23 protein-coding genes, 1 tRNA gene, 1 pseudogene and 2 riboswitches are annotated in these 26254 nt (G+C 64.4%); of the genes and pseudogenes, 9 read left to right on the forward strand and 16 right to left on the reverse strand.

What is annotated here, in order from left to right; translation table 11 throughout:
- Positions 1-13: 13 nt before the first annotated feature.
- Positions 14-1036 (reverse strand): methionine synthase, encoded by a 1023-nt coding sequence (locus tag BraRD5C2_RS35315; protein ID WP_223976346.1) that lies wholly within the window; start codon positions 1034-1036, stop codon positions 14-16.
- Between the two features lie 100 nt (positions 1037-1136).
- Between BraRD5C2_RS35315 and BraRD5C2_RS35320 the strand changes: the two genes are divergently transcribed.
- The 3 genes from BraRD5C2_RS35320 to BraRD5C2_RS35330 all read left to right on the forward strand — a co-directional run bounded on the left by BraRD5C2_RS35320 (position 1137) and on the right by BraRD5C2_RS35330 (position 3526).
- Complete coding sequence (locus BraRD5C2_RS35320) at positions 1137-1841, forward strand: glutathione binding-like protein (RefSeq protein WP_223976348.1); 705 nt, start codon at positions 1137-1139, stop codon at positions 1839-1841.
- Between the two features lie 99 nt (positions 1842-1940).
- Positions 1941-2552, forward strand: coding sequence for a 2-hydroxychromene-2-carboxylate isomerase (locus BraRD5C2_RS35325; protein ID WP_223976351.1), 612 nt, complete (start codon positions 1941-1943; stop codon positions 2550-2552).
- The gene (locus tag BraRD5C2_RS35330) at positions 2552-3526 is read left to right on the forward strand and encodes an NADPH:quinone oxidoreductase family protein (RefSeq protein ID WP_223976354.1); all 975 of its coding nucleotides are present in this window, start codon (positions 2552-2554) and stop codon (positions 3524-3526) included. Before BraRD5C2_RS35325 ends, BraRD5C2_RS35330 begins: the two co-directional genes overlap by 1 nt.
- Before the next feature lie 81 nt (positions 3527-3607).
- On the opposite strand, the gene BraRD5C2_RS35335 is transcribed toward BraRD5C2_RS35330, so the two are convergent.
- The 11 genes and pseudogenes from BraRD5C2_RS35335 to BraRD5C2_RS35385 all read right to left on the reverse strand — a co-directional run bounded on the left by BraRD5C2_RS35335 (position 3608) and on the right by BraRD5C2_RS35385 (position 16738).
- Entirely contained in the window at positions 3608-4282 is a 675-nt protein-coding gene (locus BraRD5C2_RS35335) for an alpha/beta hydrolase (RefSeq protein ID WP_223976358.1), read from the reverse strand.
- On the reverse strand, positions 4279-5169 hold the full coding sequence (locus BraRD5C2_RS35340; protein WP_074130099.1) for a crotonase/enoyl-CoA hydratase family protein: 891 nt from the start codon (positions 5167-5169) through the stop codon (positions 4279-4281). The genes BraRD5C2_RS35335 and BraRD5C2_RS35340 overlap by 4 nt, the downstream gene beginning before the upstream one ends.
- Positions 5170-5304: 135 nt before the next feature.
- Complete coding sequence (locus tag BraRD5C2_RS35345; protein WP_223976361.1) at positions 5305-6723, reverse strand: amidase; 1419 nt, start codon at positions 6721-6723, stop codon at positions 5305-5307.
- Positions 6716-7888 carry a M20 aminoacylase family protein gene (locus BraRD5C2_RS35350; RefSeq protein ID WP_223976362.1) on the reverse strand — a complete coding sequence of 391 codons (1173 nt, stop codon included), beginning with the start codon at positions 7886-7888 and terminating at the stop codon, positions 6716-6718. Before BraRD5C2_RS35350 ends, BraRD5C2_RS35345 begins: the two co-directional genes overlap by 8 nt.
- A 6-nt stretch (positions 7889-7894) precedes the next feature.
- Positions 7895-8344 (reverse strand): annotated as a pseudogene (locus tag BraRD5C2_RS35355) (MlrC C-terminal domain-containing protein); the annotation flags it as partial.
- Positions 8345-8561: 217 nt separating this feature from the next.
- Complete coding sequence (locus BraRD5C2_RS35360; protein ID WP_223976364.1) at positions 8562-10211, reverse strand: ABC transporter ATP-binding protein; 1650 nt, start codon at positions 10209-10211, stop codon at positions 8562-8564.
- 168 nt (positions 10212-10379) lie between these two features.
- Positions 10380-11267, reverse strand: coding sequence for an ABC transporter permease (locus BraRD5C2_RS35365; protein WP_223976365.1), 888 nt, complete (start codon positions 11265-11267; stop codon positions 10380-10382).
- 3 nt (positions 11268-11270) lie between these two features.
- A complete protein-coding gene (locus BraRD5C2_RS35370) occupies positions 11271-12212 on the reverse strand; it encodes an ABC transporter permease (protein ID WP_223976367.1) in 942 nt (313 codons plus the stop codon).
- Between the two features lie 262 nt (positions 12213-12474).
- The gene (locus tag BraRD5C2_RS35375; protein ID WP_223976369.1) at positions 12475-13791 is read right to left on the reverse strand and encodes an ArgE/DapE family deacylase; all 1317 of its coding nucleotides are present in this window, start codon (positions 13789-13791) and stop codon (positions 12475-12477) included.
- A gap of 126 nt (positions 13792-13917) precedes the next feature.
- Positions 13918-15225, reverse strand: coding sequence for a D-amino acid dehydrogenase (locus BraRD5C2_RS35380; protein WP_223976371.1), 1308 nt, complete (start codon positions 15223-15225; stop codon positions 13918-13920).
- Positions 15226-15293: 68 nt separating this feature from the next.
- A riboswitch (glycine riboswitch) is annotated at positions 15294-15408 on the reverse strand.
- Positions 15409-15411: 3 nt separating this feature from the next.
- Positions 15412-15516, reverse strand: a riboswitch (glycine riboswitch).
- Positions 15517-15607: 91 nt separating this feature from the next.
- The gene (locus BraRD5C2_RS35385; protein ID WP_223976373.1) at positions 15608-16738 is read right to left on the reverse strand and encodes a M20/M25/M40 family metallo-hydrolase; all 1131 of its coding nucleotides are present in this window, start codon (positions 16736-16738) and stop codon (positions 15608-15610) included.
- Positions 16739-17007: 269 nt separating this feature from the next.
- Here BraRD5C2_RS35385 and BraRD5C2_RS35390 point away from each other — a divergent pair, with 269 nt between their 5' ends.
- The gene (locus tag BraRD5C2_RS35390; RefSeq protein WP_374708085.1) at positions 17008-18627 is read left to right on the forward strand and encodes an ABC transporter substrate-binding protein; all 1620 of its coding nucleotides are present in this window, start codon (positions 17008-17010) and stop codon (positions 18625-18627) included.
- An 81-nt stretch (positions 18628-18708) separates the two neighbouring features.
- Here BraRD5C2_RS35390 and BraRD5C2_RS35395 read toward each other — a convergent pair whose 3' ends face one another.
- The gene (locus BraRD5C2_RS35395; RefSeq protein ID WP_223976375.1) at positions 18709-19029 is read right to left on the reverse strand and encodes a hypothetical protein; all 321 of its coding nucleotides are present in this window, start codon (positions 19027-19029) and stop codon (positions 18709-18711) included.
- 281 nt (positions 19030-19310) lie between these two features.
- On the opposite strand from BraRD5C2_RS35395, the gene BraRD5C2_RS35400 reads away from it, so the two are divergent.
- Complete coding sequence (locus BraRD5C2_RS35400) at positions 19311-19598, forward strand: PilZ domain-containing protein (RefSeq protein ID WP_223976377.1); 288 nt, start codon at positions 19311-19313, stop codon at positions 19596-19598.
- Between the two features lie 124 nt (positions 19599-19722).
- Positions 19723-21663 carry a phospholipase D-like domain-containing protein gene (locus BraRD5C2_RS35405; protein ID WP_223976380.1) on the forward strand — a complete coding sequence of 647 codons (1941 nt, stop codon included), beginning with the start codon at positions 19723-19725 and terminating at the stop codon, positions 21661-21663.
- Between the two features lie 18 nt (positions 21664-21681).
- On the opposite strand, the gene BraRD5C2_RS35410 is transcribed toward BraRD5C2_RS35405, so the two are convergent.
- A tRNA-Leu gene (locus BraRD5C2_RS35410) sits at positions 21682-21768 on the reverse strand.
- A 224-nt stretch (positions 21769-21992) separates the two neighbouring features.
- Between BraRD5C2_RS35410 and BraRD5C2_RS35415 the strand changes: the two genes are divergently transcribed.
- The gene (locus BraRD5C2_RS35415) at positions 21993-22427 is read left to right on the forward strand and encodes a twin-arginine translocation pathway signal (RefSeq protein ID WP_223976383.1); all 435 of its coding nucleotides are present in this window, start codon (positions 21993-21995) and stop codon (positions 22425-22427) included.
- Positions 22428-22577: 150 nt separating this feature from the next.
- Here the strand turns inward: BraRD5C2_RS35415 and BraRD5C2_RS35420 are convergent, their stop codons facing one another.
- Both BraRD5C2_RS35420 and BraRD5C2_RS35425 read right to left on the reverse strand, forming a co-directional pair.
- Positions 22578-23780 (reverse strand): FAD-dependent monooxygenase, encoded by a 1203-nt coding sequence (locus tag BraRD5C2_RS35420; protein WP_223976386.1) that lies wholly within the window; start codon positions 23778-23780, stop codon positions 22578-22580.
- 7 nt (positions 23781-23787) lie between these two features.
- Positions 23788-24033, reverse strand: coding sequence for a zinc-finger domain-containing protein (locus tag BraRD5C2_RS35425; protein ID WP_092115185.1), 246 nt, complete (start codon positions 24031-24033; stop codon positions 23788-23790).
- Positions 24034-24282: 249 nt separating this feature from the next.
- Between BraRD5C2_RS35425 and BraRD5C2_RS35430 the strand changes: the two genes are divergently transcribed.
- Positions 24283-25416 carry a hypothetical protein gene (locus BraRD5C2_RS35430; RefSeq protein ID WP_223976389.1) on the forward strand — a complete coding sequence of 378 codons (1134 nt, stop codon included), beginning with the start codon at positions 24283-24285 and terminating at the stop codon, positions 25414-25416.
- Positions 25417-25487: 71 nt separating this feature from the next.
- Positions 25488-26240, forward strand: a complete 753-nt coding sequence (locus BraRD5C2_RS35435; RefSeq protein ID WP_223976393.1) for an alpha/beta fold hydrolase — start codon at positions 25488-25490, stop codon at positions 26238-26240.
- The last annotated feature ends 14 nt before the right edge of the window (positions 26241-26254 follow it).

The raw sequence follows: 26254 nt of genomic DNA on the forward strand, positions 1-26254 counted from the left end.
CGTCGGCGCTGCCTTACGCCAGCCGCTGCCGCGCCAGCTTGGCGCCGGCGCCGAGCGCGATCAGCTTGGCTTCGGCGATATCCCGGCGCATCGGCGCCATGCCGCAATTGGTGGTCGCGATGATGTTGCCTTTCGGCACGTGTTTCGCCACCGCCTCGATCACCTTGACGACATCCTCCGCAGTCTCGACCTCGTCGTTGGCGACGTCGATGACGCCGGCCTGCACGATCTTGCCGGAAAGCGCCGCGAGCAGTTCGATCGGCACCTTCGAGTTGCGGCACTCGATCGCGACCTGCTGGATCGTGCTCTTGTCGATGACCGGGAAGGTCTCTTCATATTGCCGCCACTCGCCGCCGAGCGTCTGCTTCCAGTCGGTGTTGGCCTTGATGCCGTAGCCGTAACAGATGTGCACAGCGGTGGCGCAGGTCAGGCCCTCGGCGGCGCGCTCCAGCGCCTTGATGCCCCAGTCGCGCACCTCATCCATGTAGACGTTGAAGGCCGGCTCGTCGAACTGGATCATGTCGACGCCGTCGGCCTGCAACGCCTTGGCCTCCTGGTTCAACAGCTCCGCGAAGGCGAAGGCCATCTTCACGCGGTCGCCATAATATTGGTCGGCGATGGTGTCGATGATCGTCATCGGACCGGGCAGGGTGAACTTCAGCCGGTTCCTGGTGTGGGCGCGCGCCGCACGCGCTTCGCCTTCATGGACGCGGCCCTTGAGTTGCAGCGGCGCGACCACCTGCGGCACCATGGCCTTATAGCGGTCCTTGCGGATGCCCATCTCGACCTTGTGGGCGAAATCGATGCCCTCGATCCGCTCCAGGAAACCATGCACGAAGTGCTGGCGCGCCTGCTCACCCTCGGTGACGATGTCGACGCCGGCATCCTCCTGCAGCTTGACCGCAAGCACCGTGGCATCGCGCTTGGCGCGGGCGAGTTCGGCGCCTTCCGATTTCCAGGGCGCCCACAGTATGTTCGGCTCGGCGAGCCATTCCGGCTTCGGCAGGGAGCCTGCGATCGTGGTTGGAAACAGCATGGGTGCCTCCCGCTGGGTTCTGATTGAGCGCCTGTGTGCCATGTCCTAGAGTGGACGTACAGAACAACAAAAGTCTTTGTGACGGGGAATAAGGACGCCGATGATCGACCTGCACTACGCGCCGACGCCGAACGGCTGGAAGATCTCGATCATGCTGGAGGAGCTGGGGCTGCCCTATCAGGTGATCCCGGTGAACATCCGCGCCGGCGAGCAGTTTCGGCCGGAATTCCTGGCGGTCAGCCCGAACAACCGGATTCCCGCGATCGTCGACCGTGCGCCTGCAGACGGCGGTGGACCGTTCTCGGTGTTCGAGACCGGCGCGATCCTGATCTATCTCGCCGACAAGACCGGCCGTTTCCTGTCCAAGGAGTTGCGTGCGCGGTCGAACGTCATCCAATGGGTGATGTGGCAGATGGGCGGCCTTGGGCCGATGCTCGGCCAGCACGGCCATTTCGCGCTCTATGCGGCCGAGAAGATTCCCTATGCGATCGAGCGCTACCGCGACGAGACGGCGCGGCTCTATGGCGTGCTCGACCGTCAGCTCGGCAACACCGGCGCCTATGTCGCCGGCGATGACTATTCGATCGCCGACATCGCCTGCTTCCCCTGGACCATGACCCACAAGGCGCAGGGTTTCACCCTCGACGACTACCCGAACATCAAGCGCTGGTACGCGACCGTGCGCGCCCGCCCGCAGGTGCAGGCGGGCCTTGCGATCGGAAAATTCGTCAAGGAGCCGTTCGACGAGGAATCACGCAAGAACATGTTCGGCCAGCGTGCGAAGGAGCTGGTTGAGAAGAAATAATGGCAGTTATTCCGTGGCGTGACACAGGCGCGGGCCCTGCGCCTTGCGGCGCATGCCGGAATGACGACAATGAATGTGGAAAAGACAAAGGGAAACGCCATGATCGAATTCTTCTTCGACTGTTCCAGCCCGTGGACCTATCTCGCCTGGCACAACATCCAGCCGCTGGCGAAGGAGTTCGACGCGCCGATCAGCTGGCGGCCGATCCTGGTCGGCGGCATCTTCAACACCGTCAATCCGTCGGTCTACGCGCAGCGCGAGACGCCGGTGCCGCTGAAGGCGCACTACATGAAAAAGGATCTCGGCGACTGGGCGCGCTCGGCTGGGCTAGCGATCAAGATGCCGCCGACCGTGTTCCCGGTGAACAGCGTCAAGGCGATGCGCGGCTGCATCCTTCTCGGCAACGAGAAGATGGTACCGTTCGCGCGTGCGGTGTTCGAGGCCTATTGGGGTGACGACAAGGACATCTCGCAGGATGCCGTGCTGACCGAAATCTGCACCAAGCTCGGGATCGATCCGGCGCAATTCCTGGCCGGTATCGGCGACCAGGCGATCAAGGATCAGCTCAAGGCCAACACCGAGGAGGTGATGGCGCGCGGCGGCTTCGGCTCGCCCACGATCTATCTCGACAAGACCGACATGTATTTCGGCAACGACCGCCTGCCGCTGATCCGCGAGGCCTTGGCACGCCTCAAGGCGCGAGCCGCCTGATGCCGAAAGCCGTCGTTTGCCGCGAACTCGGCCCGCCCGAGCGCCTTCACCTCGAGAATTTTGCCTCGGTGCCTTTGCAGCCGGGGCAGGTGCGCGTCGCGATCCGTGCCGCCGGGATCAACTTCCCTGACATCCTGATGGCGGCGGGCGAGTACCAGCTCAAGCCGCCGCTGCCGTTCACGCCGGGCTCGGAGGCCGCCGGTGATGTCGTCGAGGTCAACGAGGCAGCCGGCGTCGCCGTTGGCGACAAGGTGATCGTCAAGATGCGCTTCGGCGCCTATTGCGACGAGACCGTCGCGACGCCGTCGCAGCTCGTGCCGGTGCCGTCGACCTTCGACTATGCCGAAGGCGCGACCTTCCTTGCCGCACACGGCACCGCATATCACGCGCTGATCGATCGCGGGCAGATCAAGCCGGGCGAAGTGCTGCTGGTGCATGGCGCCGGCGGCGGCGTCGGGCTCGCCGCGGTCGAGATCGGCAAGCTGCTCGGCGCCACCGTGATCGCGGCGGCCTCGAGCGAGGAGAAGCTTGCGATTGCCAAAGAACGCGGCGCGGATCATCTCGTGCTCTACGCGCGCGAGCCGTTTCGCGACGCCGTGAAGCGCCTCACCGATGGCCGCGGAGCCGATGTCGTGTTCGATCCCGTCGGCGGCGAGGTGTTCGAGAGCTCGATGCGCTGCATCAACTGGGGCGCGCGGATTCTCGTGGTCGGCTTCACCGGCGGCATCGGTCTTGCCCGCACCAATCTGTTGATGATCAAGGGCGCGAGCGTGCTCGGCGTTCGCGCCGGCGAGGCGGTGCGGAAGGATCCTGCGCTCGGTGAAGTCAGGTTCAAGGCGCTGAGCGAATGGGCCGAGACGGGTAAGGTGCGGCCAAATATCTCACACCGGCTGCCGCTGGAGGATTATGCGAAGGCGATGCGGCTCCTGATCGAACGCAAGGCGATCGGGCGTGTGGCGTTGATGATGCGGTAGTTCGTCATTGCGAGCGAAGCAATCCATACGTGCCGTGCCGTGGTGTGGATTGCTTCGTCGCGTCGCTCCTCGCAATGACGGCTAGTGCGGCGTGAACTTGCCTTGCCGCAAAAACACAATCGTCTGCACGATCGCATCCCGGTTGCGCACCAGCCAGGGATGCGAGGTGCGGATCACGATGTGATCGGCCATGCCGTCGAGCCGGGTGTTGGTGACCGACACCCGGCCGTCATGCGGGCGCGGCAGTCCCATGGACGTGATCGGATAGACCGAGCGGTTGCCGGCGATGATGCCGGCCTCATAATCGATCGCCGGCAGCAATGCGCTGGTCGCGGCATCGCGGCGGGTGACCAGCTGTTGGCCGGCCGGACCGAAGAAGGCGCGATATGCGGCTAGGTGTTTCAGACGGTCGGCGATCTCGCTGCCGCCATTCGGCGTGCCCAACATCACGACGCGACCGAGCCGCGCCGGGCGATGTCGTGCGAGGTAGACGCGGGCCAGCAGGCCGCCCATCGAATGGCAGACGAAATGCACGGAGCCGTCGAGGCTCTGCGCGAAGCGATCGAGCGAAGGGTTGATGTATTCGGCCAGCGCATCGAGCCCTTTGCGCCGGCTGTCATAGTCGAGATTGAGCGTGGCAAAACCGGCATCCCTGAACGCCAGCTCCATCCTGCGAAACGAGCGCGCCGTCCTGCCGATGCCGTGCAGCAGGACGACGCCGTCAGGTGTAGACGACGCTTGACGCCGTTCGGTCACTTATAGTCGCGCTCTTGCCACCACGGGAAATAGTCGGGCATGTCCGACGACACCTTGTTCTTGAACTGCGCGGGGCGCTTTTCCAGGAACGACACCACGCCTTCCTTGACGTCCTCGGAGCGGCCGCGGGCGTAGATGCCGCGGCTGTCGACCTTGTGCGCCTCCATCGGATCGTCGGCGCCCATCATGCGCCACATCATCTGGCGGATCAGCGCCACCGACACCGGCGCGGTCTTGGCCGCGAACTCCTTGGCGAGCGCACGCGCGGTCGGCAGCAAGTCATCGGGCGGCACCACCTTGCTGACGAGCCGGCCGGCGAGCGCTTCCTGCGCCGGGAAGACGCGGCCCGAATAGCACCACTCCAGCGCCTGCGAGATGCCGACGATGCGCGGCAGGAACCAGCTCGAGGCGGCCTCCGGCACGATGCCGCGCTGGGAGAACACGAAACCAAAGCGCGCGGCCTCCGACGCAATGCGGATATCCATCGCAAGCTGCATGGTGACGCCGATACCGACCGCCGGGCCGTTCACCGCGGCGATCACAGGCTTGAGGCACTTGAAGATTCGCAGCGTCACCTGGCCGCCACCGTCGCGCACCTGCGGATCGCTGTAGTCGACGCTGCCGTCGGCATTGCGCTTGACCGGACCGCGCCGCGCATCGCGGTCGAACGTGTTGGCGCCGGAGGACAGATCCGCGCCGGCGCAGAAGCCGCGGCCTTCACCGGTCACGATGATGGCCCTGACGTCGTCGTCCTTGTCGGCTTTGTCGAACGCGTCGATCAGCTCCTGCTGCATCGTGGCGTTGAAGGCGTTGAGCTTGTCGGGCCGGTTCAGCGTGATGGTCAGGATCTGCTCGGCGACCTCGTACTTGATCGTCTCGTACGCCATGGGGATGATTTCCTCTCGGTTTTCTTGAATGAACGGCGCTGGCGCGCGTCTCCATTCAGTTAACCCGGCAATCATCGCTTGTGAAGAAGAGGGATGCGCGGCGTGGTTCCGCGCATCCTGATTTGCGTTGAGGCGCTACTTCTTCGGCGGCGTCGGCCACGGCTTCTGCGGGCCGCGCAGGCCCTCGAATGCCTTGCCCATGCCGAGCACGCCGATGTCGTCGAAGCGGCGGCCGATGATCTGGACGCCGATCGGAAAGCCCTTCTTGTCGTAGCCGCCATTGATCGACAGCGCCGGGTTCTCCGACATATTCCACGGCACGGTAAAGCAGATGTGCTCGAACGGCTTTGCCGGGTCGTTGAGCGGTGCTGCGAACTCCGCCGGGAAGTTCACGACCGGCGACACCGGCGAGATCACGTAATCGACCTCGCAGAACAACTTTGCCGCGGCCGTGCGGATCGCCATCGTCTGGTTGAAGCCGCGCACCACGTCGACGCCGGAGAGCTTTGCGCCGGCCTCGGCCCAGTTGAGGATGTAGGGCAGGGTCTTGCCGCGGTCGGCCTGCGACAATTTCGACAGTTCGTCCCAAGTCCGTGCACGCCAGAAATTGTCGAGCCCCTCGAGCATCTCGGGCGTCAGGATGCCGTCGATCTCGGTGATGACGGCGCCGGCGGATTCGAACGCCTTCGCCGCCTTGACGACGACCTCGCGAACGTCCTTCTCGACCTTCTGGCCGGATCCGGCGTCGAGCATCAGCCCGATGCGCAGTTTGCGCGGCGACTTCTCCAGCGCCCTCCAGTTCACCTCGAGCGCCGGCAGGCTCATGCCGTCGCGGCGATCAGGGCGCGACACTACGCTCATCATCAGCGCGGCGTCGTCGACGGTGCGAGTCATCGGACCCGCGACGCGGCCGACATAGGGCGGGTCGATCGGCACGCGGCCGAGGCTCGGCTTCAGGGCGACGAGGCCGCACCAGGAGGCCGGCAACCGCACCGAGCCGCCGATGTCGGTGCCGAGATGCAGCGGGCCGTAGCCGGCAGCACCGGCCGCGCCTGCGCCTGCGCTCGAGCCGCCGGGGTTCTTGCTGACATCCCAGGGATTGCGGGTGAGGGGATGGAACGACGACAGTCCCGACGACAGCATGCCGTAGTCCGGCATCGTGGTCTTGGAGAAGATCACGCAGCCGGCTTCGCGCAGCCGCGCGGCGGGCGGTGCATCCTTCTCGGCCGGTGCGAGCTTGACGCTCGCCGCACCCAGCGGCACCGGCTGTCCCTTGGTCGCGACGTTGTCCTTGATGGTGACGGGTACGCCGTCGAGCGTGCCGACCGGCTCGCTCTGCTGCCAACGCTCGGTCGCAGCCTTGGCGACCTTTCGCGCGCCGTCGGGGTCGTACAGATACAGCGCCTTGATGTGCGGCTCCCAGGTCGAGACCTGGGAGATGATTTCCTCGAGCACTTCGGAGGGCGAGAACTGCTTGGCACGGTAGCCGGCGAGCAGGTCGACGGCCGAGAGGTCGTGCAGCGACGTGATGGCGTCCGCTTTCGGCTTATGCATGCGCACCTGCCGGCATACGTTTCTCGATGATGCGGGCGAACATGCTGGCGCCGATCGGCAGGATCTTGTCGTCGAGAACGTAACCGGGATTGTGCACGGGCACTGAACCGTCGTGGCCGACCCAGAAATACGCACCGGGAATGGCCTGCATCATGTCGGCGAAGTCTTCGCTGCCCATCTTGGGCGTCGAGCGGGTGATCACCTTGGCCGGATCGACCACGGTGCGCGCGACTTCCTCGACGACGCGGGACTGCTCTTCCTGATTCACCAATACGCTGAAGCCGTCGCGGATCTCGACCGAGATTTCGGCGCCATAGGCCACAGCAAAGCCGGCGGCGATCTCGCGCATGCGCTTGCGGATCAGCTCACGGATCTCGTCGGAGAAGCAGCGCACCGTGCCGCACATCCAGGCCTCGCCGGGAATGACGTTGTAGGCCGACCCGGAATGGATCTGCGTGATCGACAGCACCGCAGCCTGCAGCGGATCGACGTTGCGGCTGACGATCGACTGCAACGCCTGTCCGAGCGTCATTGCGATCACCACCGCGTCCTTGGAGCGCTCCGGCATCGCGCCATGCGCGCCGTAGCCCTGGATCCTGATGTCGAAGAAGTCGGCTGCGGCCATTGCCGGGCCCGGCAGGATCGCGATCTCGCCATGGTTGAGGTCGGGCGCGTTGTGCAGGCCGTAGACCTCGTCGCAGGGGAACTGCTTGAACAGGCCGTCCTTGATCATGGCGCGCGCGCCGCCGAGGCCTTCCTCGGCCGGCTGGAAGATAAAATGCACGGTGCCGTCGAAATTGCGGGTCTCGGCGAGATAGCGCGCCGTGCCGAGCAGCATTGTGGTGTGGCCGTCATGGCCGCAGCCGTGGAAGCGGCCGGGGATGGTCGAGCGCCACTTCAGATTGGTGTTCTCTTCCATCGGCAGCGCGTCCATGTCGGCGCGCAGGCCGATCTTCTTGCTGCTGTTGCCCTTGCCCTTGAGCACGCCGACCACGCCGGTGCCGCCGAGGCCGCGATGCACCTCGATGCCCCAGCTCGTGAGCTTGTCGGCGACGATGCCGGAGGTGCGGACCTCCTCGAATCCGATCTCGGGATGCGCATGCAGATCCCGTCTGATGGCGGTGAGTTCGTCGGCAAAACTGTCGATGCGCTCAATGGTCGGCATGGCTCTCTATCCGTTTGTGCGTGATGGGGAGGAGGGGGTGAAAGTGGGGCCGTTAGGCTTGATACGAATGCCCGGTCGCAAATGTTTCCACGGCAGCGTGGCGGTATCGGCCGGCATGGCGCCGGGCGCGGCGCAGATCAGCAGTTTCTCGGCGATCGGCTCGAAATCGGCGCGGAAATGCACCGAACTCTTGTTGACCAGGATCTTCTGCGCGGTCGGCTCGATGCCGACATAGCGGTACATCGACTGGTCGGCAAGCTGCGCCTTGTAGGAGCCGACGACCACGCGGACGTCGCCGACCCGTAGGCAGGCCGAGGGCCCCATATCCATGTCGCGGCCGCCGAAATAAGGGCCGGGTGCAACGAACTTGCCGTCCGAGAGCTGCTCGACCACGAAAGTCTCCCGGTACGGCGCGTCACCGGGAATGCCGGACTTCCCGCCGAGCTCGAGCGTGACGCGGTCGTGATGCGATCGGAACGGTTCGCGCCACGATCTCGTTGGTTTGAGCGTGTTCTTTCGGGAAGACCGGCGTCTACCTTCCAGGCCATGCCTTAGCGCGCGACGTTAAGCGTGTCGTCGCGCCAAGCGCAAGCCGGGGAGCACCTCCGGATTTGCATGCCCTATGGGCGTATTGAAAGGCCCAAAGGTACGTCGCGAGATTAAGTCTAAAGACCTAGGCCGTTGCCACGAGGCCTTCCGAAACCGGGCGGAAATTCGCAAAATCCCAGCCGCGCCCGGGTGCTGCTTCGAGCAGCGCACGGGTATAGGCCTGTTGTGGATTGGTCAGCACCTCGGCCGCCGGTCCCTGTTCCACGACGCGGCCATGTTGCATCACGGCGACGTCGTCGCAGATCTGTGCGGCGACGCGCAGATCATGCGTGATGAACAACAGTGCGATGCCGAGCCGCCGCTGGATTTCGTCGAGCAGGTTGAGAACCTGCGCCTGCACCGAGACGTCGAGCGCGGACACCGCCTCATCCGCCACCAGCACGTCGGGATCGAGCGCCAGCGCGCGCGCGATCGCGATGCGCTGGCGCTGTCCGCCGGAGAACTGGTGCGGATAGCGCGAGATCGCGTCGGGCGGCAAATGGACGAGCTCGAGCAGCTCGCGGGCCCGCGCCAGCGCATCCTTGCGCGGCATGCCGTAGTTGATCGGGCCTTCCGCGATGCTCTCGCCGACGGTGACGCGCGGATTGAGCGAGCGATAGGGGTCCTGGAAGATGATCTGGATCTTCTGGCGATGCGGCTGCAACAGCCGGCGCGACAGGTCGGAGATCTCGCGGCCGGCGAGCCGCACTCCGCCCGAGGTCGGATCGATCAGGCGGACGATGCAGCGCGCGACCGTCGACTTGCCGGAACCGCTTTCGCCGACGATACCGAGCGTGCGGCCCTTGCGCAAAGTGAGCGTGACGTTGCTGGCGGCCGCGACCTCGCGGGCTTTGCCATACAGCGACCGCTCCCGGTAGATCTTGCTGAGCTCGTTGGCTTCCAGCACCACGGGCTCGGTGGTGTCCGGACGCGGCGCGCGCGGCACGAGGCTCGGCACCGCGGAGAGCAGGTTGCGGGTGTACTCCATCGTCGGCTTGCGCAGCACATCTTGCAGCGCGCCGGTCTCGACCAGCCGGCCATGCCGCATCACCGCGACGCGGTCGGCGATCTCGGCCACCACGCCCATGTCGTGGGTGATGAACAGGACAGCCGTGCCGTGATCGCGTTGCAGGTCGCGGATCAAGGTGAGGATCTGCTTCTGGGTGGTGACGTCGAGCGCGGTGGTCGGCTCGTCCGCGATCAAAAGCTTCGGCTCCAGCACCAGCGCCATTGCGATCATGATGCGCTGGCGCTGTCCACCGGAGAGGCGGTGCGGATAGGAGGAGAAGATGCGCTCGACATCGGGCAGCCGCACATGCTCCATCATCGCCAGGATCTTCTGACGTCGCGCGCGGGAGTCGAGATCGGTATGGGCGCGCAGCACTTCGTCGATCTGGCGGCCGACCGGCACCACCGGATTGAGCGCGGTCATCGGCTCCTGGAAGATCATCGCCATCCGCGTCGCGCGCAATTGCCGCAGCCGGCGATCGCTCGCGGTGAGCAGTTCCTCGCCGACCAGTTTGACGCTGCCGCCTGACGGCACCAGTGTGCCCTTCTGCAGCAGGCCCATCGTGGTCAAAGAGGTCACCGACTTGCCCGAGCCGCTTTCGCCGACAAGGCAAAGCGTCTCGCCTTCGCGCACCTGCAACGAGAGGTCGTCGATGATGCGGTGCGCGTCCGTCTTGCGGCCGAGACCGACGACGAGGTTGTTGATGTCGAGGACGACGTTGGTCATGTCAGGGTCTCGTGTTGCGAGGGGGCACGATGGGTCCGTCACCGTCGTTCCGGGATGGTGCGCAAGCACCAGACCACAGATGCGCATTGCGCATCGGGGAATCTCGAGATCCCGGGTTCGGTGCTTCGCACCGCCCCGGGATGACGGCTTCAATTGGCATCGAAGCCATCACTTGCCCTCACGCTGTTTCATGCGGGGATCGAGCGCGTCGCGCGCGGCGTCGCCGATCAGGTTGACGCTGAGAATGGCGATCGAGAGCAGCAGGCCCGGCCAGAAGATCAGCGACGGCTTGACCTGGAAATAGGCACGGCCCTCGGCCATGATGTTGCCCCAGGTCGGCGTTTCCGGCGAGATGCCGGCGCCGAGGAACGACAGGATCGCCTCGGTCAGGATCGCGGATGCGCAGACGTAAGTGCCTTGCACGATCAGCGGCGCGATCGTGTTCGGCATCAAATGCCGCCACATGATCTTCGGCAGGCTCGAGCCGAGCGAGATCGCGGCCTCGACATAGGGCTCCTCGCGCGCGGTCAGCACCACCGAGCGCACCAGCCGCGCCACGCGCGGGATCTCGGGGATGGTGATCGCGATCATCACGGTCCAGATGCTGGCGCCCGACAGCGACACCACGGCGATTGCGAGCAGGATCGCGGGGATCGCCATCAAGCCGTCCATCACGCGCATCATCACTGCATCGACCCAGCGGAAGAAGCCGGCGACGAGGCCGATCAAGAGCCCGATGGCGATCGAGCAGACGGCGGCGCCGAGCCCGATCAGCAGCGAGATCCGTGCGCCGTAGATGACGCGCGACAACAGGTCGCGTCCGTAGGCGTCGGTGCCGAGCAGGTATTGCGCGCTTGACGGCTTCAGCCGTTGCGACGGCGTCAGCAAGAGTGGATCATGAGGCGCAAGGAGCGGCGCGAAGATCGCCATCAGGATGATCAGGACGAGGCAGATCGTCGCGACCGCGATGATCGGCGTCGACGCCAGGAAGCCGAACTTGACGCGGAACGGCCGGGTGACGGGGATAGAGGATTCGGGAAGGGTTTCGATCGCCATTGCTCAGTACCGGATGCGAGGATCGAGCAGGGTGTAGGCGAGGTCGATCAAGAGATTGACCGCGACATAGATACCCGATGTCAAAAGGATCATGGCCTGGATCACCGGATAGTCGCGCGCCAGCACCGCATCGACGGTGAGGCGGCCGATGCCGGGCAGGTTGAACACGCTCTCGGTGACGACGACGCCCGAGATCAGCAGCGCGAAGCCGGAGCCGATCACGGTGATGACCGGAACCGCGGCGTTGCGCAGCGCATGGCGCATCAGTACGCCGCTCTCGCCGATGCCCTTGGCGCGCGCCGTGCGCACGTAGTCCTCGCCCAACACGTCGAGCATCGAGGCCCGCGTCATGCGCGCGATCAACGCGACATAGATGAAGGAGAGGGTGCAGGTCGGCAGAATGATGCGTTCGAAGAACGGACCGAAGCCGGCCGAGATGCTCTTGAAGCCCTGCACCGGCACCCAGCGCAGATCGATCGCAAACACCTGGATCAGCACATAGCCGATCACGAACACCGGCACCGAGAAGCCGAGCACCGACAGCCCCATCACGAAGCGGTCGATCCAGGTGCCGTGTTTCCACGCCGCGATCACGCCGAGCGGCACCGCCACCAGGATCGAGAGGACGATGGTGGCGAGCGCGACCGAGATCGAGGGCTCGAGGCGCGGACCGATCATTTCGAGGATCGGCTTGTTCGAGATCAGGGAGACGCCGAGGTCGCCGTGCAGCAGCTTGGCGACCCAGGTATAAAACTGGATGTAGATCGGCTCGTTGAGACCAAGCGAGGTGCGGATGCGGTCGAGCTGTTCCGGTGTCGCATTGTCGCCGGCAAGAATTGCGGCCGGGTCACCCGGCGTCAGCCGCAGCAACAGAAACACGAACAGTGCCACCACGCCCATCACGGGAATGGCGGCGAGGATTCGGCGGAGGAGATAGCCGATCATCGCTGCTATCTCCTGCCGTCAGACGGTGCGAGGCGAAGGCTGGGCCGCATCATACTCATGGTGTCCCCGTGATGTGTCTCATGCGCTTCTGCGTCTTGTCTCAAGGCTAGCGCGAACGTGATGAATTTGCAGGCAAATACTGTGCCAATGGCGACGTCATATCAAGGCGCGGTTCAGGCCGTCGGAGCCTCCTTTGGTCTGAAGCTGCTATTTCGAATTGCACATGTCGCCATGTGCCACCGACCTGAAACGGGAAGTCTATTCACGCTTTCGCCACGCCGCACCAATTGGCGACGAACAGTGCAATGCTCTGCGTTGTCTTGCGAAGGCTGTCGAGCTCGACACGTTCGTTGAACGCATGCGGGCCGATACCGTACGGACCATAGCAAAGGGCAGGGATGCCGTAGTCGACGCAATAGTAGCGGGTGTCGTTGACGGCGGTAGACAGGCGCTCCTGCATTGGCGCCTGGAAGATGGAATGATGGGCTGCCGACAAAGCTGCTTCCGCTTCGCTGCCAGGCTCGCACACCGCCGCGTCCGCCTGAAAACCGCTCCACACGAGCTCGGCCGGATTATCGCACAGGAAGTCGTCGGCCTTGTGCGCTTCGGTCAGGCATTCCTCGATGCCACGCATCGCCTGCTGCGGTGTCTCGCCCGGCAAGAGACCAAGCCGGCAATCCAGCTCGCACCAGGCCGCGGTCGAACTCGCCCAATCGCCGCCCTTGATGATCCCGACGTTGAACTTGATCGGATTCTTGACGCTGCGGAACCAGCTGTTGTCGAGCGCCCGGGCATTGAGCGCCTTGGTGTAATCCTGGAACGCGCGCACCAGGTGCATCGCAGCCAGGATGGCGCTCGTGCCGGTCTCGGAATAGGCGACATGCACTGGCGTGCCGCGGACGCGCAGTCGAAACCAGACGGCGCCGACCTGGGCGCGCGTCAGTGTGTGTCCGGTCGGTTCGGGAATCAGGCAGGCGTCGGCGCGATAGCCACGCATCAAGGTCGACAGCGCGCCGTTGCCGGTGCTCTCTTCCTCGGTCACGGTTTGCAGATGGACGCGTCCGCCCGGGGCATAGCCGGCGTCTCTGATAGCATCGAGCGCGAAGATCATTGCCGAGACACCGGCCTTCATGTCTTGCGCGCCGCGCCCGAACATCCAGCCGTCGTGCAAGGCGCCCGAGAACGGCGGTTGTTCCCAAAGATCGGCGGGCCCCTCCGGCACCACGTCGATATGACCTTGCAGGATCAGGCTGCGTCCGCTGCCTTTGCTATCGAGCGTCGCAACGACCTGCTGCGATCCGGCAAGGTCGATGCCGTCCATCGGTGCAGCCTTCGGATGACTCATCAGGTTGACGTCGGCAAGGCTGAACGTATCGACGTCGTAGCGGCGCTTTGCGAATTGCTCCGCCAGCCAAGCCTGTTGCGGCGCTTCCTGTCCGCGCAAGCTGCGGAACTGCACCATGCGCGACAGGAACGCGACCTGATCGTTGAAGTTTCGATCGACGGCCGCGCACAGCTCCGCGGCAATCTGATCCGGCTTGGTCAGCGTCTCACGCGTGTCCGCCACCCCAATGCGCATTGTCCCCTCCCGCGCTGAAGCGCTTTTCCCCATTGTGACGCTAGTCGTTGTCATGCGGTGTTTCTCTGCGAATTCCGACTTGGCCACACACAAATACGCTCATATTCTTCCTCGCCGGCCGGATAATTAGAGGAAAGCTGCGCGGGTGGTCTCGGTCGCATCGACCGGCGACGGCACCATCGAGGGCGTGTCGAGGTCGCGCCAGTCATCGATCGCCCCTGCGACCACCTGCGCCGTCGCAGCCGACAGCGTCCAGCCGAGATGACCGTGGCCAGTGTTGTAGAACACGCCCGGAATCCGTCCGGCGCGAACCACCGGCATCATGTTCGGCATCATCGGGCGCAGGCCGGCCCATGGCACGACTTTCGACGTGTCGACACCGGGGAAATGCTGCCGTACCCAATCCACCAGCGGCTGGATGCGGTCGGCGCGAATGTCGAGGTTGAAGCCGTTGAATTCGGCCGTGCCGGCGACGCGGAAGCGGTCGGCGCCGAGCCGGCTGGTGACGATCTTCGCGGCTTCATCGAGCAGGCTGACGGTAGGCGCGGCGTCCCGGCTTTGCGGCGCATCGAGCTGCACGGTGATCGAATAGCCCTTCACCGGATAGACGTTGACGCGGTCGTTGAGCAGGCCGGCAAAGTGGCGGCTCGCGACACCAGCGCAAATCACGATGCCGTCCGCCTGCAACTCGTGTCGTGTTGCGACGTCAGCATCGTGCGAAGCGGCTTCGTTCCAGCCGATGCGGAAACCGTTATCGCCGTGCGCGATCGCATCGACATCGGCCTCATGGACGAAGCTCGCACCGCGGCGGATGCAGGCGTCGGCGAGGCCGCGGGTGAACTTGTGGATATCGCCGGTGGCGTCCGACGGCGTGAAGAAGCCGCCATAGCAGGTGGTCTGCAGCGCGGGTTCGATGCTGCGGATTTCGTCCGCCGTCACTGGCCGGCGGTCGAGTCCGCCTTGCTGCAGCAGCGTGTTGACGCGCAGGCCTGCCTCGAATCCGGCCTTGTCGTGATAGACGTGCAGGATGCCGCGGCGTTCGAGATCGAAGGCGATGTTCTCGCGCTGGGCGATCGAGAACAGATGCTTGCGCGCTTCGATTGCGAGCCGCGTGGTCTCGATGGTGTTGGTGCGATAGCGGCCGATGTGGCCGACGAACTCGCCGATCCAGGAATATTTGTGCCAGCTCGGCTTCGGATTCATCAAGAGCGGCGCGTCGCTTCGAAGCATCCAGCGCAGCCCCTTGAGAATGGTCGCGGCGCTGTTCCACACCTCCGCGTTGCTGGCGGAAAGCTGTCCGCCGTTGGCGAATGAGGTTTCCATCGCGGCGTAGCGATGCCTGTCGAGGACAGTCACCCGGTAGCCGCGTTCGAGCAGGGCATAGGCCGTCGTCACGCCGGTGATGCCGGCGCCAATGATTGCGATGTGAGGCATGGTGGTCTTCAGGCTCCCGTGGGTTAGAGTCGCCGAACCACCGGTGAAACCGGCTGTTTCGACGCCCCATCTGTCACGGTACCTGAGAGCTTGATCCGCATCGGGCCTCGGCCCAATAGCAGACTATCCCCTTCGGTGGACGTCATGGCCGTTTCCATTTGGCCATGCCGTCTCTCTCCAGATCGTCCTGACGATACAGTCCTTTTGCCTGAGAGTTTCCGGGGCGGTTGCTCCGTCGGCGCCGAAGCACAACACGAATGTTGTCGCCTCGATCTCTCCCGCATCGTCGTGTTGGACGGCCGGACCGTAGGCGAAGCCAAAAAATTGGACAAGGCTAAATTTCGGTCCGGCAGTGCCAACGTGTTGTGCAGTGCAAATCGAGTTAATCGAGCGTCGCCAGCAGTGCCGCCATCAGGCGGCCGCGCTCGGCGAGGCTCTCGACTTCGATATGTTCGTTCAAAGTGTGGGCGTCGGCGCCGCGAACGCCGAGGCCGTCGAGGGTCGGGATGCCCATCGCGCCGGTGAAGTTGCCGTCAGAGCCGCCGCCGGCGCTGCCATGCGGCAAATCAAGACCCATATCGGCGGCGAGACGCTTTGCCTTTTCATAGAGCGCCATGGTGCCGGCATCCGGCTCCCACACCGGGCGCGTGACGCCGCGCGTGACCTTGAATGTCACGTCATTTGCCGTACCCGACAGCGCCAGCATGCGCTCGACGCCGCGGTCGAGATCGGCCTGGCGCTTGGCCATGCTGAGCGCTTCGCCGGTGCAGGTCGTTGCGACGCAATTGACCCATTGGCCGCCATGCACGATGCCGACCGAGAAGGTGCAGTCTTCGGTGGTCATGCCGTCGATGGCGATGATTTGCCGGGCCATTTCGCGGATCGCGGAACGGCCGGAGGACAACGTCGCGCCGGCATGGCTTGGCTTGCCGACAGCTTCCAGGTTGAAGCGCGCGATGGCGTAGCGGCCGGTGACGACGCCGTTGTTCGGCCGGCCGGGCTCCGGGACCAGCACGTATTTGTTGCGTGCGGCTTCCGCCTCGATGATGTCGCGCGTCGACGGCGTGCCGACCTCCTCATCGGGCGTGAACAGCACCGTGATCGGCAGCGGCGTCGTAAAGGACGCGCGCGCCAATTGCCGGATCGCCTCGATCGACAGATAGTTGCCGCCCTTCATGTCGAAGATGCCGGGCCCGAAGCACTTGTTGCCTTCGCGCCGCCACGCCAGCTTCTCGATGGTGCCGACCGGGTGCACGGTGTCCAGATGGCCGGCGATCAGGATGCCGGGCTGACCTTGTTTCGGATGGGGAAAACGGGCGCGGACGCAGCCGGCAAAGCCCTGGCGTCCTGCGATGCGTTCGATCGTCGCACCCATCACCGCCATTTCGCGCGCGGCGAGGTCGAGCATGCGCTCGACCGCGGCCGCGTCCCATGTCGGGCTCTCGCATTCCACCCAGCTGCGCAGGCCGTGCAACATCGCTTCGGAATCAAAAGGAAGATTGGCGGGGTTCATGTCTTTTCTCTCTTGTTGTTTGTTCGCGCCGATACGCGTTCGCGTGCCGTACGAAAAGCTCGGAAGACGCGTTTGTAAAGTCAAATGCGCTGCACCCGCCGCTCATTCGTTCGTATACGTTTGATCCTGCCGGAAACCGATTGACGCGCATTGCGCTTGATGCAAGTCTCGATTTCACAAGCCATACAGCATGTTAGTTCGCCTAAATAACGAACCGCATGCATAACGAATAAGCCGGCTTTGACCAGTTACACGTCAGGAGAAATTGCATGTTGCCTATCTCGCGTTGGAAGCACCGCACGCTAGCGGCTGCGTTGACCGCGCTCGCGTTGTCGTTCGCGCCGCAGGAATTGTCGTTTGCACCGCAGGCCATGGCCGCGGGCAAGACCATCACCGCGGTGATGCATTCGGATCTGCGCGTCATCGATCCGATCCTGACCACGGCGTACATCACGCGAGACCATGGCTACATGGTTTTCGACACGCTGGTGGCGACCGACTCCAACTTCAAGATCCAGCCGCAGATGGCCGACTGGAAGGTATCCGACGACAAGCTCACTTACACGTTCACGCTGCGCGACGGCCTGAAGTGGCACGATGGCACGCCGGTGACTGCCGAAGACTGCGTCGCCTCGCTGAAGCGCTGGGCCAAGGTCGACGGCATGGGCCAGAAGCTGATGGACTTCACGGCGAGCCTGGAGGCCACCGACGCGAAGACGATCACGCTGAAGCTGAAGGAGCCCTACGGCCTGGTGCTGGATTCGATCGGCAAGCCGTCGTCGCGCGTTGCCTTCATGATGCCGAAGCGGCTGGCCGAAACGCCGCCGGACAAGCCGATCCCGGAGCAGATCGGTTCGGGCCCGTTCAAGTTCGTTCAGGCTGAATTCCAGCCTGGCGTGAAGGCGGTCTATGTCAAGAACACGGACTACGTGCCGCGCAAGGAGCCGGCGAGCTGGACCGCGGGCGGCAAGGTCGTGAAGGTTGACCGCGTCGAGTGGGTCACGATGGCCGACGCGCAGACGGCGATGAATGCGCTGCAATCCGGCGACATCGATTTCCTGGAGAACCCGTCGTTCGACACGTTGTCGATCCTGGAAGGCGACAAGGACCTGAAGGTCGAGACGCTGAACAAGTTCGGCTTCCAGACGCTCGGCCGCATGAACTTCCTCTATCCGCCGTTCGACAACATCAAGGTTCGCCAGGCGGCGCTGATGGCGATCAACCAGAAGCAGGTGCTCGACGCGCTGGTCGGCAATCCCAAGTATTACAAGACCTGCGTCTCCTTCTTCATCTGCGATACGCCGTTCGCGTCCGAGGTCGGCGGTGAGACGTTGTTGAAGGGCGGCGACATGGCGGCGGCCAAGAAGGCGCTTGCCGAGTCGGGCTATGATGGCACGCCCGTCGTCATCATGGCGCCCGGCGACGTCACCACGCTCAAGGCGCAGCCGGTTGTTGTGGCCCAGCAACTGCGCGACGCCGGCTTCAAGGTCGACCTGCAGGCCACCGACTGGCAGACCGTGGTGACCCGCCGCGCCAGCCAGAAAGCGCCGAAGGATGGCGGCTGGAACATGTTCTTCACCAACTGGGTCAGTGCCGACGTCTCCAACCCGATCTCCAACCTCTCGATCGGCGGCCAGGGCAAGAATGGCGGATGGTTCGGCTGGGCCGACGATCCGAAGATCGAACAGCTGAAGGACGCCTTCGTTCGCGCGCCGTCGCTCGACGAGCAGAAGAAGATCGCGGCCGATATCCAGAAGGAAGCCTACGAGCAGGTCATCTACATTCCGCTCGGTCAGTATCAGGGTCCGAGCGCCTGGCGGAAGTCGCTGTCCGGTGTGCTCGATGGTCCGGCGACGCCGATCTTCTGGAATGTCGACAAGTCCGAGTAAGCTTGCAGCTTGACGCAATACGAGTGGCCGGGACTTGTCCCGGCCATTTTTCGTTTCGCGCCGTCTGCGCGACGGCGTTCGTTAATTGCCGTGGCCCGATTTCGCGTTGCTCGTGCTCGACAGGCTCGAGAGCTGGGTCTGTCCGACGCCGGCGCCGTTCATCCAGACCATTGCGCCCGCGGCGAACGCCAACAATCCGCACGCCACGATCGCGCTGCGAATCCATCGCCGGTAGATCGCACGATCGTTGGGCGTCGCATCGAGGAATCTCTGTGCGTTGAGCCCGTTGCTGCAGTGAGCCGCGTCGTCGCTGTGCTCGAGGATGGAAGCACCGTGATCGGGCGCGGTATTGCCGACAATCTGATTGCGACCGGCAATCCGATTGCGATCCGCAATCGTCATCGCCTATCTCCAACTCATTGATTTCGAAATGTGACGGCCGCGAAATGTGCGGCCAGAATTTCCAATGAGACGACACTACACCATGTGGCGTTCGCGGCATGTGAACTCGGCCACATCCGCAAAACACGATGAGGTGATGCCAGCATCGTGACGCCTCGGCTGCCTGCTCCGCCCATGGGCGGGCGCCTGGCATACCAATTCGGTTGGCGGCGGCTTTAAGGTTCCTGTCAGTATTGGATCGTAACCTGACCGCCAGTCTGTGTACCTACCGCGACGGGCCCATGGCCGACGACGATAGCAGGCCCGCACCGGCCAGCGCGCAACAGCCAATGCCGACCGAGCAGCGCCGTGCCGGCGCACGCCGCCGCGTCCTCAAGTCGGGAGCGATCGAGTTCGGCAATGAAGTGATCGCCTGCACGGTCCGGAATCTCTCGCCTCAGGGCGCCTGCATCGAAGTGAACTCGCCGCTGTGGTTTCCCGACCGCTTCACTCTCGCCGCCGACGGCCAGCGGTGGCCATGCCGCATCGTATGGAAGAAGCAGAAGCGGCTGGGACTGGCGTTCGAGTAGGGCTCGATGCCCGGCGCGCCGCGCCGCGCCGATTTGCACGAACAGTTGTCGTCTATTTCACAAACTACCCAAGGTTAGCGGAGTATTGTCCGCCGGGCCGATACCCAGCCTCGGGGAAATTGCGATGACAATCAATGTCAAGGCTTACGCGAACGCCGATGATATCCTGATCGCCTGGCAGCCGGACACCTGGTCCAACGACTGGGTCGGTTTCCAGCTCGAGCGGCGCAACAATATCACGCAACAGACGACCGTGCTGTCGAACCGCATTCCGCCGAAGCCCGGCGAGAAGCCGGTGGCGGACGCCGGCATCTCCTCGACGCAATCGCCGTTCCGGCGCTGCATCTGGACCGATCACAGCGTCGTCGACACCGACAATGTCTCGTATCGCGTGACAGCGATGAAGAGCGCCGCGAACGGGACGTTCACGCCCGATGCCGCCTCGGTGTCGGCCTGGACAACGCCGGCGGTCGCTTCCGGCGATGCGGGCGGCGGCCTGTCGGCCTATTTCAACCGCGGCACCCTGATGTCCCAGATCGTCAGCCGCTTCGTGAAGGGTGATGCGTCCGACGACTCGCTGCGCAATTTCGTCAAGGGCCTGTCCGACCCGGCCAACCAGGCGCGGCGCTACCTTTCGGGCGATGCCCTGCACGAGATCCTGGCCTTCCTGCACGATGCCGATCTCCGCGGCAGCCAGATCCACGCCGCGATCTACGAGATGAATGACGAGGAGCTGGTCGGCGCGCTGAAGCCGTTCGGCAGCCGCGGCAACGTCCTGCTCGGCAACGGCAGCGCGACCAAGCCGAACATCGCCGGCGAGCTCAGCGGCGCCGGCCTGACGGTCAAGCATCGTGATCTGTCGAATGCGGGCAGGTCGTCGCCGAGCGTCCACAACAAGTTCGTGGTCGAGAGCGACGCGCACGGCAACGCCATCCGCGTGCTGACCGGCAGCACCAACTGGACCACCACCGGGCTGTGCACGCAGCTCAACAACGTGCTGATCATCGAGAATGCGGTGATCGCCAAGCGCTATCTCGATCAGTGGGGCAAGCTGGTCGCTGCGGGCAACGCCATGCCGCCCGCGCTGAAGACGTCGAATTCCACTCCGACCAGTGACAGCAACATTTCGGTCTATTTCGCCGCGACCAACGGCGAGGCGGAATTCAAGCCGGTGCTGGACCTGATCAAGAACGCCAAGGACGGCGCGCTCTTCCTGATGTTCATGCCGGGGCAATCGCCGCTGCTGGATGCCCTGCTGGACCGCGCACAGCAGAACGACGTCTATGTTCGTGGCGTGGTGTCGACCATGATGCCCAGCAAGAACGGCGACATCGTTTCGGTCGGCGGAGAAGTCGTCAAATCGGGCGCGCCGCAGCAATCCTTTCATGACGACGTCCAGCTGCCGCATGGCGTGAGCGCCACCAACGAACCTTCATGGGCAGACGTCGAATTCAGCGTCCAGCAGATCCGCAACGCGGGGATGATCGCCATCGTTCACTCCAAGACCATCGTGGTCGATCCGTTCTCGGACAATTGCGCCGTCATCACCGGATCGCACAATTTCTCGGTCGCGGCCTCCGAGAAGAATGACGAGAACCTCGTGATCATCCGCGGCAACAAACAGCTTGCCCAAGCCTATGCGCTGCACATCAACGGCGTTTACGACCACTATTCCTGGCGCGGCTATCTCGGCAGCGGCGGCAATCCGGATCAGATCTATTCGCTCGACGGCTGGAAGCCGGGCGGCGGCAAGGAGCAGGAGCTGGATTTCTGGATGGAGGAGCCGGTGCCGCCGCGCCCGACGCGTGGCGCGGGCAGCGTCGGCGCGGCGCAACAGCCCGCCGTGGCTGCTAGGGCTTCGACGAAGACAGCTGCCAGGAAAGCCCCGAAGAAATCGGCCAAGAAAGCTGCCAAGAAGTCAGCCAAGACATCAGCCAAAAAATCAGTCAGGACTTCGGCGAAGAAGGCGAAGGCCAGCAAGCCAGCAAAGGCCGCGAAGGCAAAGAAAACCAAGGCCAGGACGACGAAGAAGGCCAAGGCAAAGAAGGCGAAGGCCAAGAAGTAGGAGCGGTGCGCAACGGGCTGGTGCGGGCGGTGGGACTCGAACCCACATGACGTTGCCGTCGAGGGATTTTAAGTCCCTTGCGTCTACCAATTCCGCCACGTCCGCATTGCGCCAGGCGCGCCGATTACTAGCGCGTTTGCCGGCGGAGTGGAATTGTCATTATCCGCTGCTAACAGGTGCGCATTCAAAGGCTTAGGGCGCGGCCTGCAATTCCATTTGCTTCGGCGGCCGAGCATTGGGATAAGCAGCGCGCCGCCGCGATTGAGCCTCAATCCGGACACCGGCGGCTGCTTTAGGCAATCTCAACACTGTCGGATTAAGAAAGCTGAATGTCTGTTCGTCTTCCCCGCCGCCCAAATCTGTCGCGCGCGGCAGCCATCGTTGCGCTGCTCGCCTCGGCTGCGGGCGTTTCCGGCTGTGCGCAGATCGGCGACAGCGTGCCGGGTGCATTCGCCGATCCCGCCAAATACGATCTGTATGATTGCAAGCAGCTCGAGACCGAGCGCAAGAATCTCGCGTCTCGCGCGACGGATCAGGAAAAGTTGATGGCCAAAGCGGAGACCGGCGTCGGCGGTACCGTGGTCTCCGAGATGGTCTATCGCAACGAGCTGATCTCGATCCACGCCCAGCAGAGGCTCGTGGATCAGGCCTGGCGCGCCAACAAGTGCCATGAGAGCCCGCCGGATACGCCTGCGGCAGCCGCACCCGCGGCGCCTGCGCCGGGGGCGAAGGGCCCGCGCGCGCCGAGGGGCCTCGTTCACTAAGTCAACGCTTGCAGAACAACCGGTTGCTGTGCGCGCGCAGGCGCGCTCGGCTAGAGCTTCGGTTCTGATTGAATCAGAACCGAAGCTCCAGATTCTTGTTTTGACGCGTTTTCTTCACGCGAACCGGTGTCCACTTCGCTCGAAAACGCTCTAGGCGCGCCAGTCGTAGATCCAGTCCTGCCGCGCCAGCATGCGCTGCGGACCGATGGCGCGGATCGCGAGATCGCGCGCGATCGCCAAGGGTCCGCTCAAATGATAGATGCGGCCCTGCTGCCGCGCCATACGCTGCACCTTCAGCACGCGGCCGCGCCGCATCTCGGCGTAGCGCTTCAACGCGGCGGGAATGCCTGCGGTGTTTTCGCCGGTGCAGTCGGCCAGGGCCTTGGCGAGCACGGCCGCATCCTCGATCGCCATGCCGGCGCCTTGCGCGGCAAACGGCAGCATCGCATGCGCGGCGTCGCCGAGCAGTGTCACCGCGCCTTCGCTCCAGCGGCCGATGTCGGGCAGGGTGAACAGCGCCCATTTGCGCCAGCCGTCGACCGCGCCGATCAGCATCCGCGCCGTGGCGGGCCAGCGTGCGGTGGCGAACGCGCCCTTGATCTCGTTGATGTCGCCCGGCGCGCTCCAGCCCGGCCGGTTCCAGGTGCCTGACACGATCGCGACCACGTTGACCTGGCGCCCGGCCGAGATCGGATAGGCCACGAGATGCGCGTCCGGCCCCATCCACAACTGCACGCGCGGTGCGGTGTATTCACGCGGCAGGGCGGTCGCGTCCAGCGTGCCGCGCCAGGCGATCAGGCCGGAGAATTGCGGTTGTACATCCGGAAACAAATGTCCACGGACCGACGACCAGATGCCGTCTGCGCCGATCAGCGCAACCGCCAATTCCTCCTGCCGTGCGTTGCCGCGGCGCTGCACCACCGTCAGGCCCTTGGCATGCTTGGTCACGTCCTCGAACTGGCAGCCGAGCCGCAGGTCGATATCGGGATGCTCATTGACGGCGGCCTGCAACGCGGCCTGCAGATCGGCGCGGTGGATCACCCAATAGGGGGCGCCGGCGCGGAACTCGGCGGCGTGGCCGAGCGGCATCCGTGCGATCTCGCCACCGGCCCGCGCGCTCAGGATGTTGACGGATTCCGGCGTGACTGCGCGGCGCGCAAGCGGTTCCTTGAGCCCAAGCTCGACCAGGATGCGGCTCGCATTGGGAGAGAGCTGGATTCCGGCACCGGCTTCCTCGAGCCGCTCGGCCTTCTCCAGCACGACGACACGAAAGCCTTGTGCCGCCAGGGTCAGCGACGCCGTCAGTCCCCCGATCCCTGCGCCGGCAACGATGACGGTTCGCGTCAGCGCCACGGGGCGGTCAGGCGACCTTGTCTTTCAGCACGCATTCCGGCGGCCGTGCTTCGCCGGCGGCGAGGTCGGATGCGAAGCGATACAGCGTCGAGCAGTACGGGCAGATGATCTCGCTGTCGTTGCCGAGGTCGAGGAACACGTGCGGATGGTCGAACGGAGGGTTGGCGCCCACGCACATGAACTCCTGCGACCCGATCTCGATCACCGAGACACCGGCATCGTTATGGAAGTGCGGGACGACGTGGTCGGACATATTCTCACCTTGGTAGCAACGATGGGCAGACGCAATCAACTGCATGCGGCATCGCGAAATGCCGCGCACCATACTGGCGGGAACAGTTGATTCCTAGAGCCCCGATGGCTCATTTGCTCATGCAAATTCGACACAATCTTGTCGTCCCAGAGAAGCCCTTCTTTGGTCGGAGCCGTTGTGTCGCAAAAACGGCACACTATTTCCAAGGCCAACTGAACAAGACGAATTAAACTTGAGGTTTCCAGCGGAATGAACGGAGTGCGCCTCAGTCTGGCGGTGGCCGGCCTGGCAGCAAGCGCTGCCGTGGGCGCGGCCATTTGGCCGCACGCCCGGGACGCCGGCACAGTGCTGTCAGCGCGGAACGATCCGGCTGCGCTCGCCGACCTCAGGCTCAATTCCGTCCTGCGCAACAACCCGGCGTTGGTATCGGACAATATCGAGGCGGCACTCGCTTCGGGAGATGCCGATCTTGCGACCAGCTTCGTCGCGCTCGCAAGCGAGCAGAACATCGCGCTCAGTGATGAACTCACAAAGCGTGTCGACGACGCGCGCGCCGAGCAGTCCTCCGCCACGCATTTCGCCAAGGGATTTGCCACCGGCCTCGTGACCGGCAATGCCGACGATGTCGCAAGCCTCTCCGGCACGGTCGCAGGCGACCTGTTCGTGTTCGGTGACGTCAGGGACGTCGTGCGCGAGGGCAAGCATCTCGTGATGGGCGAGGATACCGACCAACTGGTGCTCGGCCTTGCGGCCGCCGGGCTCGCCGTGACCGCGGCCACCTATGTGTCGATCGGCGGCGCCGCGCCGCTGCGCGCCGGACTGACGCTGGTCAAGGATACGCGCAAGGCCGGACGGCTGAGCGAGGGGATGATCGAATGGGCCGGGCGCTCGACCCGCGAGGTGGTCGATCAGCCGGCGCTCCGTGAGGCGGTCGCGTCCGGCTCGGTGCTGCGGCCGGCGGAAACTGCAACCGCGATCCGCGCGGCATTCCGCGCCGAGAAGGCCGGCGCGCTGGTGCGCGTCGCCAAGGACGTCGGGCGTATCGGCGAGGCGGCCGGGGTTCGTGCTGCGCGCGACACGCTGAAGGTCGCGGAGAATCCGCAGGAGATCGCGCGCGCGGCCCGCATCGCGGAGACGAAGGGCGGCCAGACCCGCGCAATCATCAAGCTGCTCGGCCGCGGCGCGCTGCTGCTGGCGGCCGGTACATTCAATCTCACGATGTGGCTGTTCGGCGCGCTGCTCGCGCTGTTCGGCTTCCTGTCGTCGATCAAGGCCACCACCGAGCGAGCCACGGCATGGTGGCTCAGACGCAGCAAGGCGCTGCGCCTGAAGCGGCAGATGGCTGCCCAGGCTACCTTGGCGAGTATGCCCGCCCAAGGCTAAGCTTGCGGTCGCCGGTCGATCGCAAATCCCAAGTCTCAAATCCCAAGTCTCAAGAAAAAACGGAATCGAAGATGCCGAGTTTCCACCACGGCGATGTTGAGATTGCCTATATCGACGAAGGCGCGGGCGAACCGATCGTGCTGGTGCACGGCTTTGCCTCGAGCAAGAACGTCAACTGGATCTATCCAACCTGGGTCTCGGAGCTCGTCAAGGCCGGCCGGCGCGTGATCGCGCTCGACAATCGCGGCCACGGCGAATCCGCCAAGCTCTACGACGCCGCGCAGTACGAGATCGCGATCATGGCAAGCGACGTGATCGCGCTGATGGATCATCTCGGAATCGCACGCGCCGACATCATGGGCTATTCGCTGGGCTCGCGGATGACGGCGATCCTGGCGCGCGAGAATTCCAATCGGGTGCGTTCGGCGATCCTCGGTGGCATCGGCATCGGGCTGATCGAGGGCGGCGGTCCCGGCGAGGCGGTCGCGCTGGCGCTGGAGGCGCCGTCGCTCGACGATGTCACCGATCCGGTCGGTCGCACGTTTCGCGCCTTCGCCGATCAGACCCGTTCCGACCGCCGCGCGCTCGCCGCCTGCCTGCGCGGCTCACGCCGCCTGATGACGCGCGAGGAGGCCGCCGGGATCGGCGTGCCGGTTCTGATCGCAGTCGGCAGCAAGGACGAGATCGCGGGCTCGGCGTCAGCGCTCGGCCGGATCATTCCGGGGTCGCAGGTGCTCGACATTCCGAACCGCGACCACATGCGGGCGGTCGGTGACAAGGTCTACAAGACCGGCGTCATCGACTTCCTGTCGCATCGAAAATAGCTCGTCGGAATCGC

Origin of the sequence: Bradyrhizobium sp. RD5-C2, assembly GCF_019972155.1 — a bacterium.
GTDB lineage: Bacteria > Pseudomonadota > Alphaproteobacteria > Rhizobiales > Xanthobacteraceae > Bradyrhizobium.

Coding starts and splice junctions, on each gene's coding strand:
- BraRD5C2_RS35315 (WP_223976346.1), bottom strand. CDS start 1,036: ATGCTGTTTCCAACCACGATCGCAGGCTCCCTGCCGAAGCCGGAATGG.
- BraRD5C2_RS35320 (WP_223976348.1), top strand. CDS start 1,137: ATGATCGACCTGCACTACGCGCCGACGCCGAACGGCTGGAAGATCTCG.
- BraRD5C2_RS35325 (WP_223976351.1), top strand. CDS start 1,941: ATGATCGAATTCTTCTTCGACTGTTCCAGCCCGTGGACCTATCTCGCC.
- BraRD5C2_RS35330 (WP_223976354.1), top strand. CDS start 2,552: ATGCCGAAAGCCGTCGTTTGCCGCGAACTCGGCCCGCCCGAGCGCCTT.
- BraRD5C2_RS35340 (WP_074130099.1), bottom strand. CDS start 5,169: ATGGCGTACGAGACGATCAAGTACGAGGTCGCCGAGCAGATCCTGACC.
- BraRD5C2_RS35345 (WP_223976361.1), bottom strand. CDS start 6,723: ATGCATAAGCCGAAAGCGGACGCCATCACGTCGCTGCACGACCTCTCG.
- BraRD5C2_RS35350 (WP_223976362.1), bottom strand. CDS start 7,888: ATGCCGACCATTGAGCGCATCGACAGTTTTGCCGACGAACTCACCGCC.
- BraRD5C2_RS35360 (WP_223976364.1), bottom strand. CDS start 10,211: ATGACCAACGTCGTCCTCGACATCAACAACCTCGTCGTCGGTCTCGGC.
- BraRD5C2_RS35365 (WP_223976365.1), bottom strand. CDS start 11,267: ATGGCGATCGAAACCCTTCCCGAATCCTCTATCCCCGTCACCCGGCCG.
- BraRD5C2_RS35370 (WP_223976367.1), bottom strand. CDS start 12,212: ATGATCGGCTATCTCCTCCGCCGAATCCTCGCCGCCATTCCCGTGATG.
- BraRD5C2_RS35375 (WP_223976369.1), bottom strand. CDS start 13,791: ATGCGCATTGGGGTGGCGGACACGCGTGAGACGCTGACCAAGCCGGAT.
- BraRD5C2_RS35380 (WP_223976371.1), bottom strand. CDS start 15,225: ATGCCTCACATCGCAATCATTGGCGCCGGCATCACCGGCGTGACGACG.
- BraRD5C2_RS35385 (WP_223976373.1), bottom strand. CDS start 16,738: ATGAACCCCGCCAATCTTCCTTTTGATTCCGAAGCGATGTTGCACGGC.
- BraRD5C2_RS35390 (WP_374708085.1), top strand. CDS start 17,008: ATGTTGCCTATCTCGCGTTGGAAGCACCGCACGCTAGCGGCTGCGTTG.
- BraRD5C2_RS35395 (WP_223976375.1), bottom strand. CDS start 19,029: ATGACGATTGCGGATCGCAATCGGATTGCCGGTCGCAATCAGATTGTC.
- BraRD5C2_RS35400 (WP_223976377.1), top strand. CDS start 19,311: ATGGCCGACGACGATAGCAGGCCCGCACCGGCCAGCGCGCAACAGCCA.
- BraRD5C2_RS35405 (WP_223976380.1), top strand. CDS start 19,723: ATGACAATCAATGTCAAGGCTTACGCGAACGCCGATGATATCCTGATC.
- BraRD5C2_RS35415 (WP_223976383.1), top strand. CDS start 21,993: ATGTCTGTTCGTCTTCCCCGCCGCCCAAATCTGTCGCGCGCGGCAGCC.
- BraRD5C2_RS35425 (WP_092115185.1), bottom strand. CDS start 24,033: ATGTCCGACCACGTCGTCCCGCACTTCCATAACGATGCCGGTGTCTCG.
- BraRD5C2_RS35430 (WP_223976389.1), top strand. CDS start 24,283: ATGAACGGAGTGCGCCTCAGTCTGGCGGTGGCCGGCCTGGCAGCAAGC.
- BraRD5C2_RS35435 (WP_223976393.1), top strand. CDS start 25,488: ATGCCGAGTTTCCACCACGGCGATGTTGAGATTGCCTATATCGACGAA.